The 17,947-nt window shown below is 67.3% G+C and carries 16 protein-coding genes; 6 read left to right on the top strand and 10 right to left on the bottom strand.

Features of this window, described 5'->3' with window-relative positions; genetic code table 11:
• Positions 1–30: 30 nt before the first annotated feature.
• From WS87_RS24240 to WS87_RS24225, 4 genes are all read right to left on the bottom strand, one after another.
• Entirely contained in the window at positions 31–486 is a 456-nt protein-coding gene (locus WS87_RS24240) for a MarR family winged helix-turn-helix transcriptional regulator (RefSeq protein ID WP_059819271.1), read from the bottom strand.
• A 93-nt stretch (positions 487–579) separates the two neighbouring features.
• Positions 580–816 carry a DUF7661 family protein gene (locus tag WS87_RS24235; RefSeq protein WP_059819270.1) on the bottom strand — a complete coding sequence of 79 codons (237 nt, stop codon included), beginning with the start codon at positions 814–816 and terminating at the stop codon, positions 580–582.
• A 46-nt stretch (positions 817–862) separates the two neighbouring features.
• Entirely contained in the window at positions 863–1,942 is a 1,080-nt protein-coding gene (locus WS87_RS24230; protein ID WP_059819269.1) for a serine hydrolase, read from the bottom strand.
• Positions 1,943–2,139: 197 nt separating this feature from the next.
• Positions 2,140–2,376, bottom strand: coding sequence for a hypothetical protein (locus tag WS87_RS24225; RefSeq protein ID WP_082750661.1), 237 nt, complete (start codon positions 2,374–2,376; stop codon positions 2,140–2,142).
• Between the two features lie 93 nt (positions 2,377–2,469).
• Here WS87_RS24225 and WS87_RS24220 point away from each other — a divergent pair, with 93 nt between their 5' ends.
• Positions 2,470–3,345, top strand: coding sequence for a LysR family transcriptional regulator (locus WS87_RS24220; RefSeq protein WP_059819267.1), 876 nt, complete (start codon positions 2,470–2,472; stop codon positions 3,343–3,345).
• 71 nt (positions 3,346–3,416) lie between these two features.
• Positions 3,417–3,701, top strand: coding sequence for a hypothetical protein (locus WS87_RS24215; protein ID WP_059819677.1), 285 nt, complete (start codon positions 3,417–3,419; stop codon positions 3,699–3,701).
• Positions 3,702–3,773: 72 nt separating this feature from the next.
• Here the strand turns inward: WS87_RS24215 and WS87_RS24210 are convergent, their stop codons facing one another.
• From WS87_RS24210 to WS87_RS24195, 3 genes are all read right to left on the bottom strand, one after another.
• The gene (locus WS87_RS24210) at positions 3,774–4,520 is read right to left on the bottom strand and encodes a transporter (RefSeq protein ID WP_082750660.1); all 747 of its coding nucleotides are present in this window, start codon (positions 4,518–4,520) and stop codon (positions 3,774–3,776) included.
• Between the two features lie 67 nt (positions 4,521–4,587).
• Positions 4,588–7,359, bottom strand: coding sequence for a magnesium-translocating P-type ATPase (gene mgtA / locus WS87_RS24205; protein WP_082750659.1), 2,772 nt, complete (start codon positions 7,357–7,359; stop codon positions 4,588–4,590).
• Between the two features lie 717 nt (positions 7,360–8,076).
• Positions 8,077–9,729, bottom strand: coding sequence for a S8 family peptidase (locus tag WS87_RS24195; RefSeq protein WP_059819265.1), 1,653 nt, complete (start codon positions 9,727–9,729; stop codon positions 8,077–8,079).
• Between the two features lie 414 nt (positions 9,730–10,143).
• On the opposite strand from WS87_RS24195, the gene WS87_RS24190 reads away from it, so the two are divergent.
• Complete coding sequence (locus WS87_RS24190) at positions 10,144–11,040, top strand: glutamate/aspartate ABC transporter substrate-binding protein (RefSeq protein ID WP_059819264.1); 897 nt, start codon at positions 10,144–10,146, stop codon at positions 11,038–11,040.
• Between the two features lie 138 nt (positions 11,041–11,178).
• Here the strand turns inward: WS87_RS24190 and WS87_RS34475 are convergent, their stop codons facing one another.
• On the bottom strand, positions 11,179–11,304 hold the full coding sequence (locus tag WS87_RS34475) for a hypothetical protein (RefSeq protein ID WP_257792234.1): 126 nt from the start codon (positions 11,302–11,304) through the stop codon (positions 11,179–11,181).
• A gap of 38 nt (positions 11,305–11,342) precedes the next feature.
• On the opposite strand from WS87_RS34475, the gene WS87_RS24185 reads away from it, so the two are divergent.
• Positions 11,343–12,590 carry a multidrug effflux MFS transporter gene (locus tag WS87_RS24185; RefSeq protein ID WP_059819263.1) on the top strand — a complete coding sequence of 416 codons (1,248 nt, stop codon included), beginning with the start codon at positions 11,343–11,345 and terminating at the stop codon, positions 12,588–12,590.
• A 46-nt stretch (positions 12,591–12,636) separates the two neighbouring features.
• Here the strand turns inward: WS87_RS24185 and WS87_RS24180 are convergent, their stop codons facing one another.
• Complete coding sequence (locus WS87_RS24180; protein ID WP_059534011.1) at positions 12,637–13,329, bottom strand: hypothetical protein; 693 nt, start codon at positions 13,327–13,329, stop codon at positions 12,637–12,639.
• An 88-nt stretch (positions 13,330–13,417) separates the two neighbouring features.
• Here WS87_RS24180 and WS87_RS24175 point away from each other — a divergent pair, with 88 nt between their 5' ends.
• Positions 13,418–14,983, top strand: coding sequence for a TPM domain-containing protein (locus WS87_RS24175; protein ID WP_159085704.1), 1,566 nt, complete (start codon positions 13,418–13,420; stop codon positions 14,981–14,983).
• A gap of 80 nt (positions 14,984–15,063) precedes the next feature.
• Complete coding sequence (locus tag WS87_RS24170; protein WP_059691292.1) at positions 15,064–15,684, top strand: LemA family protein; 621 nt, start codon at positions 15,064–15,066, stop codon at positions 15,682–15,684.
• A gap of 17 nt (positions 15,685–15,701) precedes the next feature.
• Here the strand turns inward: WS87_RS24170 and pbpC are convergent, their stop codons facing one another.
• The gene (gene pbpC, locus WS87_RS24165) at positions 15,702–17,939 is read right to left on the bottom strand and encodes a penicillin-binding protein 1C (protein WP_059819261.1); all 2,238 of its coding nucleotides are present in this window, start codon (positions 17,937–17,939) and stop codon (positions 15,702–15,704) included.
• Positions 17,940–17,947 lie beyond the last annotated feature (8 nt).

The following is a 17,947-nucleotide window of genomic DNA, read 5'->3' as shown; positions in this document are numbered from 1 at the left end:
CGCGCGGATGCCGCGCGGCACGCATGCGGGTCATTGCTCGCCGATGCGCCGGATCAGCGGAATCGCGGCGGCGAGCGTGCGGATGTCTTCGGGGGCGAGCTTCTCGATCGCGGCACCGAGCCACTTGTGCTTCGCGGTGTCGCGCTTGCGACGCGCCGCGAGGCCGGCCGCGGTCAGCAGGAACAGGATCTGGCGGCCGTCGGTCGGATGAGGCTCGCGTTCGACGAGCCCGTCTTCCTCGAGGCTCGCGAGAATTGCCTTCATCGATTGCGGCTTCATCGCCTCGGCGCGGGCGAGATCGGCGGTCGTCATCGGGCCTTGTCGTTCTAGTCGCGCGAGCGCGCTCGTCTGCGACATGCCGAGCCCTTCGGATTCGATCTCGGAACGCAGCCGGCGGATCAACTGCCCGACCGCGAGGGTCAGATCGGCGGCGACGGTATCGGCGGAAACGCCGGGTATGCGTGGCGGTGTCATGCGGCGAATCATAGAACACGACAGTTTAACTTGCAAGTTTAGCTGTCGAGTTTGGCGGGCGTGCGAGATGCGCGGTGTGTCGGTGCGGCGGGAGTGGGCAGCGCGTTACGTGCGGCGCGGCGACGGAATCGGCACGACGTCGTTGTACTTCGGCGATGCATTCTCGTGCAGCAGGTCGCCGAGATATTGCGCGAGTTCGTCCGCGGCGAGCGCGGACGGAATCTGCAGGTTGGCCGGCCGTCGCTTGCCGTCGGTGCCGAGATCGAACACGGTCCAGCGGCCGTTCGAACGCACGACGGCGAGCAGGCGCCCGAATGCGTTGAAACGGTATTCGTCCGGCATGGCATCGCTCCTTCGTGGATGAGTACGCGGGCCGCGCGCGTCGTGCTTACTGGATCGAGCAGGCCAGCCAGCGATGGATCTTCAGGGCATCGCTCGACACGCCGGCGCGCGTCGGCGCGCCGAGCAGCACGACCGTTTCGCGGCGGCCCTTCACGTGCATGCGCATGACGACGCCGTGCCCCGATTCGTTGATGAAGCCGGTTTTCTGCAACCGGATCGGCAGGCGGCCGTGGCGGACGAGCGGATCGGAGTTCACGTACAGCAGCTCGCCGTCGCCGGCTTGCACGGTGGTCGACGTGTCCGTCGAGAAATAGCGGATCAGCGGATCCTGCGCGGCCGCGGCGACGAGCCGCGCGAGATCCTCGGCGGTCGACACGTTGTGCGGCGACAGGCCGGTCGGTTCGCGGAAATGCGTATGACGCATCCCGAGCAGGCGCGCCTCGCGGTTCATCGCCTTCACGAACGCGGCGCGGCCGCCCGGATAGTCGCGGCTCAGCGCGGCGGCCGCGCGATTTTCCGACGACATCAGCGCGATATGGAACATCTGGCGGCGCGACAGTTCGGCGCCGATCGGCAGCCGCGAACCGGTGAACTTGATCGTGTCGCGGTCGCGCGAGGTGACGCGCAGCACGCCGTTCAGCGGACGGTCCGCGTCGCGCGCGACGACGGCGGTCATCAGCTTCGAGATCGACGCGATCGGCCGCACCGTGCGCGCGTTGCGGGCCAGCAGCGGCGTGCCGGAGTCGACATCGAGCACGTAGGCCGCGCGCGAGTGCAGCGAGCGTACCGCGCGCGGGCTATAGCCGCAGCTTGCGAGCAGGCGCGGCTTCGCGGCGGGGCGAGGGCGAACCGCATTCGTGCGTTTCGCGCGCCGCTGCGGTGCGGGCGCCGCGTGACGCTTGACCGCATGATGCTTCACGCGCGGGCGGCGATGCTTGACGGCCTTGTGCTTGCGGGGAGCGGGCTTTTTCTTGACGACTTTCGCATGCGCATGCGCATGCGCATGCGGCGACGCGGTGCGATGCGGCTGCGCGGACGCGTTCGTCGCGAACGCGAGTGTCAGGAACGAGAGGGCGATGATCAGGGTGGTCCGGGCGCGAGGCAGGCGCGCGATGAGGCCGGTCAAGCGAAAGTCTCCTTTTCGCGCGCGTTGCGGCGGCGCGAAATGCGTGGGCGGTCAGCGGGTGCGGGAAATTATAAGGTCGATCGCGTGGCGATGACGATGGATGTGCGCGCAATGATGCGTGATGTGCGCGGATTCCTGCTGTTTTTTTGCGGAGGATCGAACGCGTGCGTTCGGCGGCGGGCGCCTGGCGTCGCGATTCAACGCGGCCAGTTCCGCCGCGACACGACCGCGAAGCTGATCGCGATCGAACCGGTGACGGCACGTGGCCGCACGTCGTCCAGCGCATCGCCGAAGCGCAAGCGGCGGCTGCGTCCGTCGGCGCGCGCGGTGCGACGCTCGGGCGCCGGCGCGTCGGGCTCGGCATCGCTTGCGTCGATGACGACCGTGTCGCACGACACGTCGGTCAGGCACTCGGTCGCATGATCGAAAGGCATGGTGGGTAACTCCGAAAGGGGCGTTTCCGTATTGAACGTCACGCCATTCGATCAGTAAAATGAATGTTTCGATCGATACGATTCCTTTGAAGAATGGAATTGAAACTGCTGCGCACTTTCCTGACGGTCACCGAACTCAGCCATTTCAGCCGTGCGGCCGACACGCTGCACATGAGCCAGCCGGCGCTGAGCAAGCAGATCGGCGCGCTCGAGGCGAGCCTCGGCGGCAAGCTGTTCGAGCGCGGTCGGCACGGCGCGGAGCTGACGCCGTTCGGTGAACGCTTCCTGCCGGACGCGCAGGCGCTCGTGCGCGACGCCGACGAGATTCTCGCGCGTGCACGGGAGGCGACCAGCGGGCAACGCGGGCATTTGCGGCTCGGCATCTGCCTGTCCGTGCTGACGCTCGTGCCGAAACTCGTCGCGGAATTCCGGCGCTGCAATCCGGGCATCGCGGTCACGCTGAGCGACCTGTCGTCGTCCGAGCAAACTCGTCGGCTCCGCTCGGGCAAGCTCGACGCGGGGTTCCTGCGTTTGCCGTCGGATGAAGGATTGTCGTCGTTCAAGGTGATCGACGAGGGGCTGGCGCTCGCGGTGCCGCCGCACCTCGGCTTCAAGCGCGTGCCGGCCGATCTCGACGTGCTCAACGAGATCGGCTTCATCGCGCTGCAGCGCGCACGCGGCCCCGGGCTTGCCGCACAGATCGACCGGTGGTGCGTCGAGCGGCGCTTCGTGCCGCAGGTCACGCAGCAGGCGGAGGACGTGCAATCGGTGCTCACGTCGGTTGCGGCCGGGGTCGGCGTCGCGTTCATTCCTTCGCGTGCGCAATATCTGCTGCGCGACGCGACCGTATTGCCGCTCGCCGGCCGGGACGCGAAATGGCGCGTCGGGCTGGCATGGCTGTCCGGCCGTGACGATCCCGTAACCACGCGTTTCGTATCGTTCATGCGCGCCGCGATCAAGGGCGCGTAACCGGGCGTATAGTGTCCGCGATTGCATCCTTCCTGAATGCCGGTCCCGCGCCGGCACGCGAACCCGAACCGATGACTTCAGAATCCGACGACGCCCCGCTCGATCCCGCACTCGTTGCGACGCTCGCGACGCTGCACGACGCCGCGGCCGATCCGTCCGGCAAGACGTGGTCGCTGCCGAAAATCGCGAAGCGCACGCAATTGCCGATGAGCACGCTGCGCCGCGTGCTGACGCAACTCGACGCCGCCGGCCTGAGCGCGACGACGCTGAACGACGACGGCACCGGCAGCGCCGCATTGACCGAAGCGGGGCGCGCCGTGTGCGCGCAACTGTTCGGCGCGAACGACGGCAAATGAGAAAACGGGCCGCCCGAAGGCGGCCCGTCGCGGTACGGTCAGACATGCGGCGTCGGCCGCATCGTCACGGCATCACCACCGCGCCGTTACCCCACCCATGACGGAACGACGGTAGGTCTGGTCGTTCAGCCCGTGCCGGTAGCCGATGTCGAGATCGAGCCAGCGCCTCGGCGAGTAGATCGCACCCGCGATCACGAACGCCGGATTTGCGCCGGTCGTGCTTTCGGTGTTGCGCGACAGGCCGATGTCCGCGACGAACTGCAGCTTGTCGGTTGCCTTGTAGAGCGCCGCGGCCGACACGGCCCAGAACGAGCGCAGATCGCCCTGGCGATTCGGCTGGTAGGCGAGGCCCGCATTCGCGAGCAGCGAAAAGCGTGCGACGTCGGCTTGCGCGAGCAGCGTCGCGCCGGCGCCGACACGGCCGGTGCCGAGCCCGCGACCGTCGTTGCCGGTCGGCATCGTCACCTTCGGTTTCAGCGCGAGCGACAGCGGCCCGCGTTCGACGAAGCGCCATTTCATGCCGATCTCGACATCGCCGATGCCCGCGCCGTTGTCGTCGGTGCGCGTTTGGAGATGTGTGTAAGGCGCGCTCACGTAGAGATCGACGTGCTCTCCGAACCCGCGCGTGAGCGTCGCGTTCCACAACTGATGGCGGCCGTTCTCGTCCTGTTTCGAGGTTTCCTCGCCGTTGAATTCGAACTGCCAATTTGTATTGCCCTGCGTGCCCGTGTCGTCGCTGACGAGCGGATGCGCCGCGTAGGCATCCAGCGGCGCGAGGAGGGCGCTCGCGGCCGCGAGCGGAAGCATTCTTCTTTTCATCACGTCACCTGTAGTGCGTCGTGGGCGTGCCGCCCATGCGGGCCGGCACGCCGTCGTTCGGAGGAAATCAGAACCACTGCTTGTAGCGACGCACATAGATCGTCTTGACGATCTGCGCGAGCAGGATGTAGCCGACCATCGTCGCGGAGAGCCACAGCCAGTAGGTGCCCGGCAGGTGCATGAAGCCGAGCGAATCAGCGAACGGCGAGAACGGCAGCCAGCAGCCGATCGCGATCGCGGTGAACGTCGACAGCAGCACCGGCAGCGCGGCCGTGCTCTGCAGGAACGGAATCTTCTGCGTGCGCAGCAGGTGCACGACGAGCGTCTGCGATACAAGGCTCTCGATGAACCAGCCCGAGTTCATCACGATCTGGCCGCCCGAGGCGCCGTGCAGGTGATACATCGCGCCCGCGCCGAACACGGTCCACATCAGCACGTAGGTCGTGATGTCGAACACCGACGACGTCGGCCCGACCCACAGCATGAAGCGGCCGATGTTGCCGGCTTCCCACTTGCGCGGCTTCTTCAGGAACTCCGGATCCATCTTGTCCCACGGCAGCAGCATCTGCGATGTGTCGTAGATCAGGTTCAGCACGAGCAACTGGGTCGCGAGCATCGGCTCCCACGGCAGGAACGCGCTGGCGACGAGCACCGAGAACACGTTGCCGAAGTTCGAGCTGGCCGTCATGTTCAGGTACTTCAGGATGTTGCCGAACGTCTCGCGGCCCTTGATCACGCCTTCCTCGAGCACCATCAGGCTCTTTTCGAGCAGGATGATGTCGGCGGTTTCCTTCGCGATGTCGGCGCCGCTGTCGACCGAAATGCCGACGTCGGCGTCGCGCAGCGCGGGTGCGTCGTTGATGCCGTCGCCGAGGAAGCCGACCGTGTGGCCGTTCGCCTGCAGCGCCTTCACGATGCGCGCCTTCTGCAACGGCGTGAGCTTCGCGAACACCGTCGTGCGTTCGACGACCTGCGCGAGCGTCGCGTCGTCGAGCGTCTCGATTTCAGCGCCGAGCACCGGCTTGCCCGGTTCGAGGCCGACCTGGCGGCACACCTTCATCGTGACGGTCGGGTTGTCGCCCGTCAGCACCTTCACCGACACGCCGTTCTCGCGCAGCGCGGCGAGCGCCGGTGCGGCCGATTCCTTCGGCGGATCGAGGAAGGTCAGGAAGCCGCGCACGACGAGGTCGCGCTCGTCGGCGGTGCGGTACTGTTCGCGTTCGTCGCCGCGCGGGATCGCGCGCGTCGCGAGCACCAGCACGCGGAAGCCGTCCTCGTTGTAGGCGTTTGCCTGTTCGAGCAGCCGCTTGCGCGCGACGAAGTCGAGCGGACGCACGCCATGCTCGTCCTGCACGTGGGTCGATACCGCGAGCATTTCCTCCACCGCGCCCTTGCAGATCAGCAGGTGTGCGCCGTGCGTGTCCTCGACAACGACCGACAGGCGGCGGCGCACGAAGTCGAACGGCAACTCGTCGATCTTCCTGTAGCCCTGCGGCTTCACGCGCTCGCCGATCTCGTCGGCGCGCGCGACCACCGCGATGTCGATCAGGTTCTTCTGGCCGCTCTGATGGAAGCTGTTCAGCCAGCCGAGCCGCAGGATGTCCTCGTTCCGGTGGCCGGACAGGTCGAGATGATGTTCGAGGATGATCTTGTCCTGCGTGAGCGTGCCGGTCTTGTCGGTGCACAGCACGTCCATCGCGCCGAAGTTCTGCACGGAGTTCAGCCGCTTCACGACGACCTTGCGGCGCGCCATCGCGATCGCGCCGCGCGCGAGGTTCGCGCTGACGATCATCGGCAGCATCTCGGGCGTGAGGCCGACGGCCACCGCGAGCGCGAACGTGAGCGCGCTCAGCCAGTCGCCCTTGGTCAGGCCGTTGATCATGAACACGATCGGCACCATCACGAACATGAACCTGATCAGCAGCCAGCTCACGCTCGCGACGCCGCGGTCAAAGCTCGTCTCGATACGCTTGTGGCTCACGACGTTGCGCGCGAGCGATCCGAAATACGTGTCCTCGCCGGTCGCGACGACCACGGCCGTCGCCGTGCCGCTGACCACGTTGGTGCCCATGAAGCACACGTTCTCGAGATCGAGCAGCGACGTCGACGCGTCGTTCGCCGCGCCCGGCGCGCCCGCCATGCCCGCGTGGGCCGACTTGCCGGCGACCGCGCCGAGCGTGTCGTATTTCTCGACCGGCAGCGCTTCGCCGGTCAGCACGGCCTGGCTGATGAACAGGTCGCGCGACGCGAGCAGACGCACGTCGGCGGGGATCATGTCGCCGGCCGACAGATGCACGATGTCTCCGACCACCACTTCGCGCATCGGCACCTCGCGGCGCGCCGGCTCGGACGTGTCGGTCACCGCGCGCTGCACGGTCGCCGTCGTGCGGACCATCGCCTTGAGCTTTTCGGCCGCGCGCAGCGACCGGAATTCCTGCACGAAGCGCAGCAACGCGCTGATCGTGACCATCGCCAGCAGGATCGTCATGCCGACGTAGTCGCGATCGTCAGGTGCCGCGAAATAGACGTCGGTGAAGAAGCTGATCGCGGCCAGCACCAGCAGCACGTAGACGAACGGATTGTGGAACGCATGCAGCAACTGACGCGTCCAGTGCGGTGGCTTGTCGTGCGCGATTTCGTTCGGGCCGTCGTGCTGCAGACGGTCGGCGGCCTGCCCGTAGGTGAGACCGCGCATGCTGGTATGCAGCGACTTGAAGGTTTCTTCGAGCGGGCGGGCCGCTTCCTGCGCGGCGCGCATGACACGCGGTTCGTTCTGCTGACCGGGGCCGGCGTTGATGAAGCCGCGCTGTTTCTTTTGCGAGGTGTTTCGTTGTGTCATGAATCGCTCCTTGCGCACGCGGCGGCGGGCGGGAAGCGACCGTGACGTTATCGACGCACGAACGCTCCCCGCCGCGTCGCGCCGGGCGCGATCGGCTGTGGATCGGTGAAGGGAGGAAGGCTCGCCGGCGCGCGGAGTGCGGTCCGAGGGACGAAGCGCGGCGTCGCACCGGCGAGCGGTAATCGACTACTGTCGTCTGAGTTCATCTGCACTCCTGTCGGTTGCGGGTGGGCGGCACGGGCGATCGGTAGCCGCGCACGCGTGAGGGCGCGCGGCCGGACGGCACGCGAACGGAACACGCACGCAGCGTGCGCTGCGTGCGGCGCGAACGTATGCGCGCGACAACGCACGGTTGCGCAGCGCGAACGTTCGGCGATATCGAAAAAATCGGCGGGGGATTCTGGCCGGTCAGGCCGGAAGGGCGCCGCATCCTGCTTCCCGGGATGCGGCAGAAGACGAGGCTCTGCGCGGTTTCCTCAGGCAGCAGTCAAGTTGGTCGAGGACCAACTACAACTCGCATCGGTGTTCACAGAACACTCCATGTAATCAGACGGGGGCGATGGTAATGGGTCGTCGTGCGAAGCGTCAACCCTTTTTCCGCCCTTTTTTCAGGCAATTTCTGCAATACGTCGGTGCGACGACGCTGGCTTTGCGAACGAAAAAAACGCGCGCATGCCAGGCAGGCATGCGCGCGGTTGCATCGGGGCGACGTACCGGTTACTGCGTGGACGCCGTGACGGCAGCGCCCGCATCCGCGATACCGGAACCGGCCGGCAGCGCGGTGCACGACGTGCTGGCCGGCAGCATCGCCGCACGTGCGCCGCCTTGCAGCTTCTGCTGGATCTGCGCGGGCGTGAGGTTGCCGTTCACCGACAGCATCAGCCCGACGATGCCCGTCACCTGCGGTGTCGCGAGGCTCGTGCCGCTCGCGGTGCCGTACGTGTCCGTGTCCGGTGTCGTCTTACCGCTATTGGCCGTCGACAGGATGTTGACGCCCGGCGCGCTCAGCGCGACGTCGGAGCCGAAGTTGCTGAACGACGCGCGGCGCCCGGTCGCGTCGGTCGCGGCGACGGTGATCACGCCGCGGCAGTTCGCCGGCTGGTCGAGCGCGGTCGACAGGCCATCGTTGCCGGCGGCGACGACGACGGTCACGCCCTTCGCGTTCACATCGTCGATCGCCTGCTGGAACGTCGCGCTGCACGCGCCGACGCCGCCCAGGCTCAGGTTGATGATCTTCGCGGGATTCGGGTTCGTCGGCACGCCGGCGACCGGGATGCCGGCTGCCCAGCGCATCGCGTCCGCGATGTCGCTCGTCTTGCCGCCGCACTTGCCGAGCACGCGCACCGGCAGGATCCGGCCGAGCCACGACACGCCGGCGACGCCGATGCCGTTGTTGGCGGCGGCGCCGATCACGCCCATCACGCGCGTGCCGTGCCAGCTGCTGGTGCTCGGCTCGCTCGCGCAGTGATAGTACGGGCCGCTGGTGTCGTCCAGTTCCTGCTGCGTGACCCAGTCGCCCGGATCGGTTGCATCGGTGCCGCGCGTCTGACCGTTGTTGCTGGTGTTGGCGTTCGAGATGAAGCTGTAGCCGGGCAGCAGATTGCCGACGAGGTCGGGGTGCGGCCGGTAGCCGGTGTCGAGCACGGCCGTGACGACGGTCGGTGCACCCTTGGTCCGCGTCCACGCGGGCGGCGCGTTGATGCCGACGCTGGCGTCGGACAGATACCACTGCTGGGCATATGCGGGGTCGCTCGGCGTGTCGCGGATTCGCATCGGGTGATCGGGTTCCGCGTAGTCGACGTCGCCGTCGGCCGCGAACGCCTGCGCGAGCGCCGCCGCGTCGTCGGATGCGATGCGCTGGCCGATGGACAGCACGGCCGCGCCGTCCGACAGGGTTCGCTCGACCTGCACGTTCAGCGGTGCCTGCGATGTCGTCACGGCGGCATACGTCCGTGCGGCGCCGGTCGACGTCGGCGCTGTCCAGCGCGTCATCGAGCGATGGATCACCGCGTCGAGCCGCGTGCCGGTGTCGAGGGCCGCCATCGCGCGCGCGGCAGTCGGCGTCTTCAGCCGGACGATCAGGTGATCGACCGGCGGCTCGATGGGCACGGTCGTCTGGGCGGCCATCTGCACGGCGGCCTGCTGCGTCGTGCATGCATTGTTGCCGTTGGTCGCGGGCGGGGTCGTCGGGGTTGGGGAGGGCGCCGGCGAGGGGGCCGGCGCTGCATTGGAAGAAGAGGGATTGCTGCCGTCGCCGCCACCGCCGCCGCAACCGGCGATCGGAAGCAGGGCCGCGGCAGACAGCATGCCGGCGAGCATGCGCGCATGAGCGGAGCGGGCCAGCGCGAAATTGAATCGTTTGGCTCTCATGGTGAAACTCGATCCTCGTAGATGACCGTCGTGCTGGCGGCCGTGCCTGCCCGGCGTAAACCGGACCTGTTTTTTATCGGGCACGTGCAGACTGCTGCGACGCGCCATGCACTGGGTAACGGCCGATGAGGCGGCTTCTTGAATATGTTTTGTGTGAAAAATGCGCGACACGCAAACGATTGCCTCGCTGCATTGCAGCATGAACGCGCGTTTGGAACGGATGATCTGTTCACGCAGTGCAAGATTGGAGGCGGTTGACCGGGCGAAACGCGCGGCGCGGGCGCTTTTGCGCGCCACGGAAACGATTGTTCGCCGGTGGCATCGACGGAGGGCGCTTTGCGCTTTCCCTGATGAGGTGCGAATTTTGTCGGGCGTACGATCGCGATTCGATCAACGTTTCGTCAGGAGAAAAGCATGGATCGCCGCTTCCGTTGGCTGGCCGTCGCACTGACCTGCGCGCTGGCGGGCACCGCGCACGCGCAGGCGCTCACCGGCACGCTGAAGAAGATCAAGGACACGGGCATCGTGTCGCTGGGTATCCGCGAATCGTCGGTGCCGTTCTCGTATTCGGACAACCAGCAGAAGAACATCGGTTACTCGCGCGACATCGCGGCGCGCATCATCGACGCGCTCAAGGCCGAGCTGAAGGCGCCGGACCTGACGGTGAAGGAAATCCCGATCACGTCGCAGAACCGGATTCCACTGCTGCAGAACGGCACGATCGACTTCGAGTGCGGGTCGACGACCAACACGCTGGAGCGGCAGAAGCAGGCCGCGTTCTCGAACAGTATTTTTTTGTACGGAATCCGCTTCAGCACGCGCAAGGATTCCGGCGTGAAGGACTTTGCGGACCTGGCCGGCAAGACGGTCGCGACGACGGCCGGTACGTCGGACGAGCGCCTGCTGCGCAAGCTCAACGAGGAGAAGGGGATGAACATGACGATCATCAGCGCGAAGGACCACGCCGAAGCGTTCATGAACGTCACGACGGGGCGCGCGGTCGCGTTCGTGATGGACGAGCCGCTGCTGTACGGCGAGATCGCGAAGGACCGCAATCCGGGTGCGTACACGGTGACGGGCACGCCGCTCGTTCACGAAAACTACGCATGTATGATGCGCAAGGACGATCCGGCGTTCAAGCACGTGGTCGATGGCGTGATCGCGAAGATGCAGACCTCCGGCGCGGCCGAGAAGCTCTACGACCAGTGGTTCATGCAGCCGATTCCGCCGAAGGGCGTGAGCCTCAATTATCCGCTGTCGCCGGAGATGAAGCAGCTGTTCAGGAATCCGACGGATCAGGCACAGTACTGATCGACGCGTCGTCGGCGTATCGCACCGCAAATAAAAAGACCGCCGGCACCTGCCGGCGGCTTCCGTTTCTGGCCCGATCCCTGGCGCGGCGCAAGCGTGCGTGAGACCTTGATTTCCGGCCGGCGCAATGCCGGTTCGTCAGTTGCCGACTGTGCCGAAATCGGCATTCAACCGTGCCCGCGCCATGGGATTCCTGTCGCGCTGCGCAACAACAGGCACAATACGCACTTCGCCGCGCACCGTTGTTCGTCGTTCGAACAGCACGGCGCGTGCCGCCGCCGTCCGAATCTTTCCCGGTTGTCATGAACGCCTCGCTCACCCCCGCGCGCGAATCGAACTCGCCGCGCTTCCTGTTGTTCCTGATCTGCCTGTTCGCCTCCGCCGGCCAACTCGCGATCGACATCTATGTGCCCGCGCTGCCCGACATGGCGCGCTCGTTCGCGACGACGCCGCAGGCGATCCAGTCGAGCGTATCCGGCTACATGGCCGCCTATGCGCTCGGCCAGCTGATCTTCGGCCCCGTCGCCGATGCGTACGGGCGCAAGCGCGTGCTCGCGTTCGGGCTCGTCATCTACACGATCGGCTGCCTGCTGTCGCTCGGCGCGCCGAACCTGGAGACGTTCGTGCTCGCGCGCTGCCTGCAGGGCTTCGGGATCGCGACCACGAACCTGCTCGCGAAGGCGATCATCACCGACTCGTTCTCGGGCCAGGCGCTGATGCACGCGTTTACGTACATGTCGATCGCGTGGGGGCTTGCACCGATCATCGCGCCGGTGATCGGCGCGCACCTGCAGGAATGGTTCGGCTGGCGCGCGTGCCTCGTGTTCCTGCTGGTGTACTCGCTGGTGATGTGGGCGCTGCTCTGGCGCTATCGCGAAACCTTGCCGAAGCCGGTCCATCTCGAGCCGCGCACGCTGATGGCGAACGCGGGCAAGGTGCTCGCGAGCCCGGTGTTTCAGAGCTGCTTCCTCGCGCAGGGGCTGTGCTACAGCATCCTGCTGGTGTTCAACATCGTCGGGCCGTTCATGGTGCAGACCACGCTGCACAAGCCGCCGACCTACTTCGGCTATCTCGCGCTTGGGATCGGGCTGATGTATTTCCTCGGCGGGCTGTCGAACCGGATTCACGGGCGCGGGCTGCCGAGTGCCGAGCAGCGGTTGCGCATCGGCGCACGCGTGATGGCGGGCGCGGCGGTTGCGATGCTGATGCTGGCGCTGACCGTCGGCCTGCGCGTGTGGACGCTCGCGACGCCGGTGCTCGTGATGGGTTTCTGCGCGGGCGCGATGTATCCGACGCTGATGGCCAAGGGCAATTCGCTGTTTCCGCATATCGCGGGGCTGACGAGCGCGATCCTCGGGTGCGCGCTGCTGCTCGTGTCGTCCGCGATGATGGGCCTCGCCGGCTTCGTGTCGGTGCAGGTGCTGACGCCGCTCGCGGTATTCTTCGTCGCGCTGTCGTTCATCGTCGTGTGGATGGTGACGAAGCTGCTGCGCTACCTCACGCAGCAGCAGGCGGCGCGGGTTGCTTGCGGGAGCGGGGAAGCCGCGTAAGCCTTAGAGGTTGCGTAAGCGCGTGCCGCAACGGCACGCCGGCCGCTCACAGCGGGTGCCCCGCGCCCGCCTGCGCCAGCAGCGAAACCGCGGCCGGATCCGGCATTCCGTTCGAATCGATCGCGCCGGCCTTGGCCAGCGCGTCGAGATCGCTGTCGACGCCCGGTTGACCGACCACGAACGGCGTCGTCAGGAAGGCCGGCGTCGACAGCGTGACCGAATAGCGCTGCTGCAGATTCGTCACGACCGCCGATTGCGCGGCCTGCACCGTGTTCGGGCTGCCCATCGCCTGCTGGAAGTGCGCATTCCCCTGAAAATTACCGATCAGCCCGGCCGTGTTCGTACCGAGTTGCGCGGCGAGATAGACGAGCATCAGCTCGGTCTCGGGCGTCGTGTTGAAGGTGCCGCCCGCGTAGGCGAGCGAGTGCAGGCTCGTGCCGCTCGATGCGACGGTGATCACGCACGGCAGCACGGCGTTCACCGTCACGCGGTAGTTGCCGCCGCCGTCGGTCAGCGTCGTCGCCGAGCCTTGCGCGCAACTGACCGTGACCGACGCGCTCGCAAGCGCCGAGCCTGTGGCGGCCGTGCCGGACAGCGCGACGGTCTGCGTGTTGTTGCCGTTGAAGCAGACATCGACGCCGAAGCAGGCGTCGCCGTTACAACCGGCCAGTGCCGCGAGGGCGGCGACGCAGGCGGTGCCCAGCGCGGGGCGGAGAAAGCGCGGATGGCGAAGGTTCATGGTCGCGGGCATATGGGCAAGTGTGGCAACCGGTGGACGCCGGATAGGCGGTGTCGCTCATATTCTAGGTCTCGGATTCCGGCGGTGCATGCTCGCTTTCTCGACAAAGCGCGGGGAGCGCGTGCCGGCAGGTGAGTCTTGTCAAACCTGCTCGCGCGAGCAGCACGTTGCACCAGCGCGATCGGCAACCGCCCGGGTCCGGAACCTTTCGATTCCCTTCGCAATTGGTTATGCTGCGGGACGATCAAAAAACGACGAGAGAACGCGCCATTCCCGACGGAACCGGCGCGCCGTTTCCGACATGAACCTGAAACGACTGACGCGGCGGTCACGCGTCCCGGATTGCGAGGGCGATCCGGCATCGATGGCATGCACGACCCGCAACGCGGCGCGGCCCGCCCGCATCCGCGGCAAGGCGGTGGCGGCCGTGCTGCTGGCCGGGGCGATGTTTCTGTGCAGCGCGGCCTTCGCCGCGCCGGCGGCTGACGCCAGCGCGATTCCGTTGGCGGCCGGTGCGCCGTCGGCCTGCATGAACGTGGCTACCGCAGCCGCCTATCCCGTCGCCAACGACCCCGAAGCAGCGCCGCCGCTGACAGGCCGCGTGACCGACATGACGGGCGTACTCAGTGTCGCATGTGCGTCCGAGCTGACCGACCGTCTCGCCGATCTCGAGCGCCGGCTCGGCGTGCAGATGGCGATCTTGCTGGTCGGGTCGACCGGCCACGCGACCATCGAGCAGTTCGCGACGACGGTGTTCGAGAAATGGCGTCTCGGCGCGAGCAAGATCGACAACGGTCTGCTGCTGGTCGCCGCACTGAACGATCGCACCGTGCGGATCGAGGTCGGATACGGCCTGGAAGACGCGATTCCGGACATCGTCGCGGGGCGAATCATCCGTGAACGCATCGTGCCGGCGTTTCGCGAGAAGCGTATCGAAGCCGGCGTGAGCGATGCGGTCGATGCACTGGTGCGCGAGATGACGCCGCCTGAAATGGCGGCGTCGGATAGCGCACTGCCCGACGAGGACGCGCAGCGTGCGACGTCCGGCGATGCGAAGCGGTTGTCGAACGGCTTGCGGGAGAAACCCTCAGCCGACGTCGGGAGCTTCCTTTTCTGGTTACTGCTCGGGCTGACCGGTGTCGCGCTGGGTGTCGTCACCGAATGGCGCAAGCTGCGTTGGCAGGTGATGTTGCCGGCCAGCTTTCTCGTCGCGACGATCGTGCCGGTTGCGATGTTGCCGGTCGGCGCGATTTTCGAAGGCGATCTGTTCGCGATGCTGGGTGGGCTGGGGATCGTCGCGACGAGCATGGGTTACTGTGCGTGGCTCCTCGGCATCGCTCTCGTTCGCTCCGCACGCGTCCGGAAGAATACGGCGATCATCGGCGTGACGTTGCTGGCGTTGATCTGGATCGGGCATCTGATGGGATATTCGCCCGGTGAGGTTCTGCTGACGGTCTTCTGCGTGGTGATGGGGATCCTGTTGATCGTCGAAAAACTGACGGGCAGCGATTGGTCGTCATCCCGCTCCACGTCCTCGTCTTCGTCGTTCAATTGGCCATCGTCCGGCTCGGATTCGTCCAGCTCCAGTTCGTCCGATTCATTCACCGGCGGTGGCGGCTCGAGCGGCGGCGGCGGGGCATCGGGCCGCTGGTAGCCGCCGTGCGCGGCGCGAGGGCGAACGTTTCTTTTCAACTTACCGCTCCAGCCGGAGCGTTCAACCGGAAGTCACAAACAATGAAATGGTTTCGAATCCTGCTCGTGTGCTGCGTGCTCGCGCCGCTCGCCGGTTGCGGCTACAACGCGATCCAGTCGTCGGATGAAGACGTCAACGCGGCGTGGTCGGAGGTGCTGAACCAGTATCAGCGTCGTGCGGACCTCGTGCCGAACCTTGCTGCGTCGGTAAAGGGCTACGCGTCGCACGAGGAACGCGTGCTGACCGAGGTCGCGTCGGCGCGCGCGCGCGTGGGCAGCGTGCAGATGACGCCGGAGATGGCAAAGGATCCCGCCGCATTGGCGGCGTTCGATCAGCGGCAGGGCGAACTGTCGGGCGCGCTGAGCCGGCTGATGGTGGTGTCGGAGCGTTATCCGGAACTGAAGGCGAACGAGGCGTTTCGTGATCTGCAGACGCAGCTCGAAGGCACCGAAAACCGCATCGCGGTCGCGCGCGGCCGCTACATCAAGACGGTGCAGCAGTACAACGTGCAGATCCGCCAGTTCCCGGGCGTCGTGATCGCGCGGATCTTCGGCTACCAGCCGCGTCCGAACTTCAGCGTCGCGAACGAAGCCGCGATCTCGACCGCACCCGTCATCGACTTCTCCAATCAGCCGCCGAAGGCGAACGCAGCAGGCCAGTAAGCGGCCGGCACGGGCGCTCAGGGCTTGCGCCCAGCCGGCTTCGCGAACGCGCCGCGTACCTCGAAGCCGATCGCATCCGCCACGTTGCCGCGCGCGTCGACGAGTTCGAGACGGTGCCTTCCCGGCCACGGCATCCACGCGACGCGGTCGGCGTGCCCGATCACCTTGTCGTCGAGCCGCCACGCGAACCGCGCGGCATGCCCGGACGACCGCTCGAACCAGATCCGCTGGTTCTTCGGCGGAATGTCCGGATCGATCGCGAAGATCGTGCCGTCGGTCGGCGCGCCGATCGTCAGCGGTGTGCGCGCGCCGTCCTTGCCCGGCGTGACGGGCGCCGCGAGCCGGATCGTGTCGAGCGCCGTGCCCGCGACGAACCACTCGTCGCGCGACGGTTCGACGTCGCGCTCGAACGTGATGCGGCGCGTTTCGACACCGGCCGGCGGACGTGGCGCCCGGCTCGGCAGGTCGCGGTGCAGGTAGCCGACGACGGCCGACCACACCGGCGACGCGCCCGTCACCCCCGACACGTCCCACATTGGCGAGCCGTCCGCATTGCCGACCCACACGCCGACCGTATAGCGCGACGTGAAGCCGACCGTCCAGTTGTCGCGCATGTCCTTGCTCGTGCCGGTCTTCACCGCCGAGAAGAAGCGCGTCGCGAGCGGGTTGTCGAAGCCGAACGTGCGCACGCGCGCGTTGTTGTCGGAGAGGATGTCGGTGACGACGAAGCTGGCCGCTTCGCTGAAAACGCGCGTGCCGTTGTCCGCGCGCCCCGACGTCGATGCGCCGGAAGCGGGCGACGGCGCGGGCAGGTCGACGATCTGGCGTGCGACGCCGCCGTTCGCGAGCGCGCGATATGCGTTGGTCAGCGACAGCAGCGTGACGTCCGCGCTGCCGAGCGCAAGGCTGAAGCCGTAGTAGTCGCCTTCCTGCGCGAGCGGCAGGCCGAGCGCGGTCAGCGTGCGCGCGAAGCGGTGCGGCGTGACGAGCACGAGCGTGCGCACGGCCGGCACGTTCAGCGAGCCGCCGAGCGCGCTGCGCACGCTCACCCAGCCCTTGAAATCCTTGTCGTAGTTCTGCGGAATGTAGAGTCCGCCACCGGCCGCGAGGTTGATCGGTGCGTCGTCGAGCAGCGATGCGGCGGTCAGCCGTTTCTCGTCGATCGCCTGCGCATAGAGGAACGGCTTGAGCGTCGAGCCGGCCTGGCGCGGCGCGAGCACGGCGTCGACGTCGCGCGCGCCCGACAACGCCCCCGACGAACCGACCCACGCGCGAATCTCGCCGGTCGCGTTGTCGATCACGACGACCGCGCCGTCCTGCACGTTGCGCCGGTGCGCGGGCGCGTTGAGCTCGGTCAGCGCGCGCGTCAGCGTGTCGCGCGCGAAGCGCTGCAATGGCGCATCGAGCGTCGTGCGCACCTGCGCGCCGGCCGCCGGTCTGACCTCGGTCGCGATGCGGCGCGCGAAGTGCGGGGCGAGGGCGGCGCCGTCGTCGCGCACGGCGTTGGCCGGGCGGGCGATCACGAGCTGCACGTAGCCGTCGAGCGACGCGCACGCCTGTTCCGCGTGCATGTCGCGCAGGATCCGGCACGCGCGCTCGGCGACCTTCGCGCTTGCCGCGTTGGGCGCGCGCACCAGCGCGGCCGCGATCGCGGCTTCACGCGCGTCGAGACCAGACGGCGCCTTGCCGAACAACACCTGCGACAGCGCGGCGAGCCCGACCGTCTCGCCGCGGAACGGCACGAGATTCAGGTAGGCCTCGAGGATCTGGTCCTTGCGCCAGCCGCGCTCGAGCAGCAGCGCGTTCATCGCCTGCGTGGCCTTCTGCGGCAGCGAGCGCTGGCCCGAGCGGCGCGGCGAATCGCTGAGCAACCCGGCGAGCTGCATCGTCACGGTCGACGCGCCGCGCGTGCGCTCGTTCCACAAATTGCCCCACGCCGCGCCGGCGATCCCGCGCCAGTCGACGCCGCTGTGCGCGTAGAAGCGCTTGTCCTCGGACACGACGATCGCCTCGCGGAACGCGGGCGACACGTCGGCGAGCGAGACCCAGTCGCCGCGCCGTTCGGTGAGGTCGACGCGCGTGCGTTGCAGCGGCGTGCCGTCGCGCGCGAGCAGCACCCAGTCGGAACTGCGCCAGTTGCGGCGCACGTCGTCGTAGCCGGGCAGCGCGTGCGCGACCAGCGGCGCGGCCAGCACGACGGCGACGAATACGCGGCCGGCGAAACGCACCGGCCGCGGCGATACACGATCGATCATCACGTACT

This window comes from Burkholderia sp. MSMB0856 (assembly GCF_001524645.2).
Classification (GTDB): Bacteria; Pseudomonadota; Gammaproteobacteria; order Burkholderiales; family Burkholderiaceae; genus Burkholderia; species Burkholderia diffusa.
Note: the sequence above shows the minus strand (reverse complement) of the source record. Positions and strands in the feature narration are given on the sequence as shown.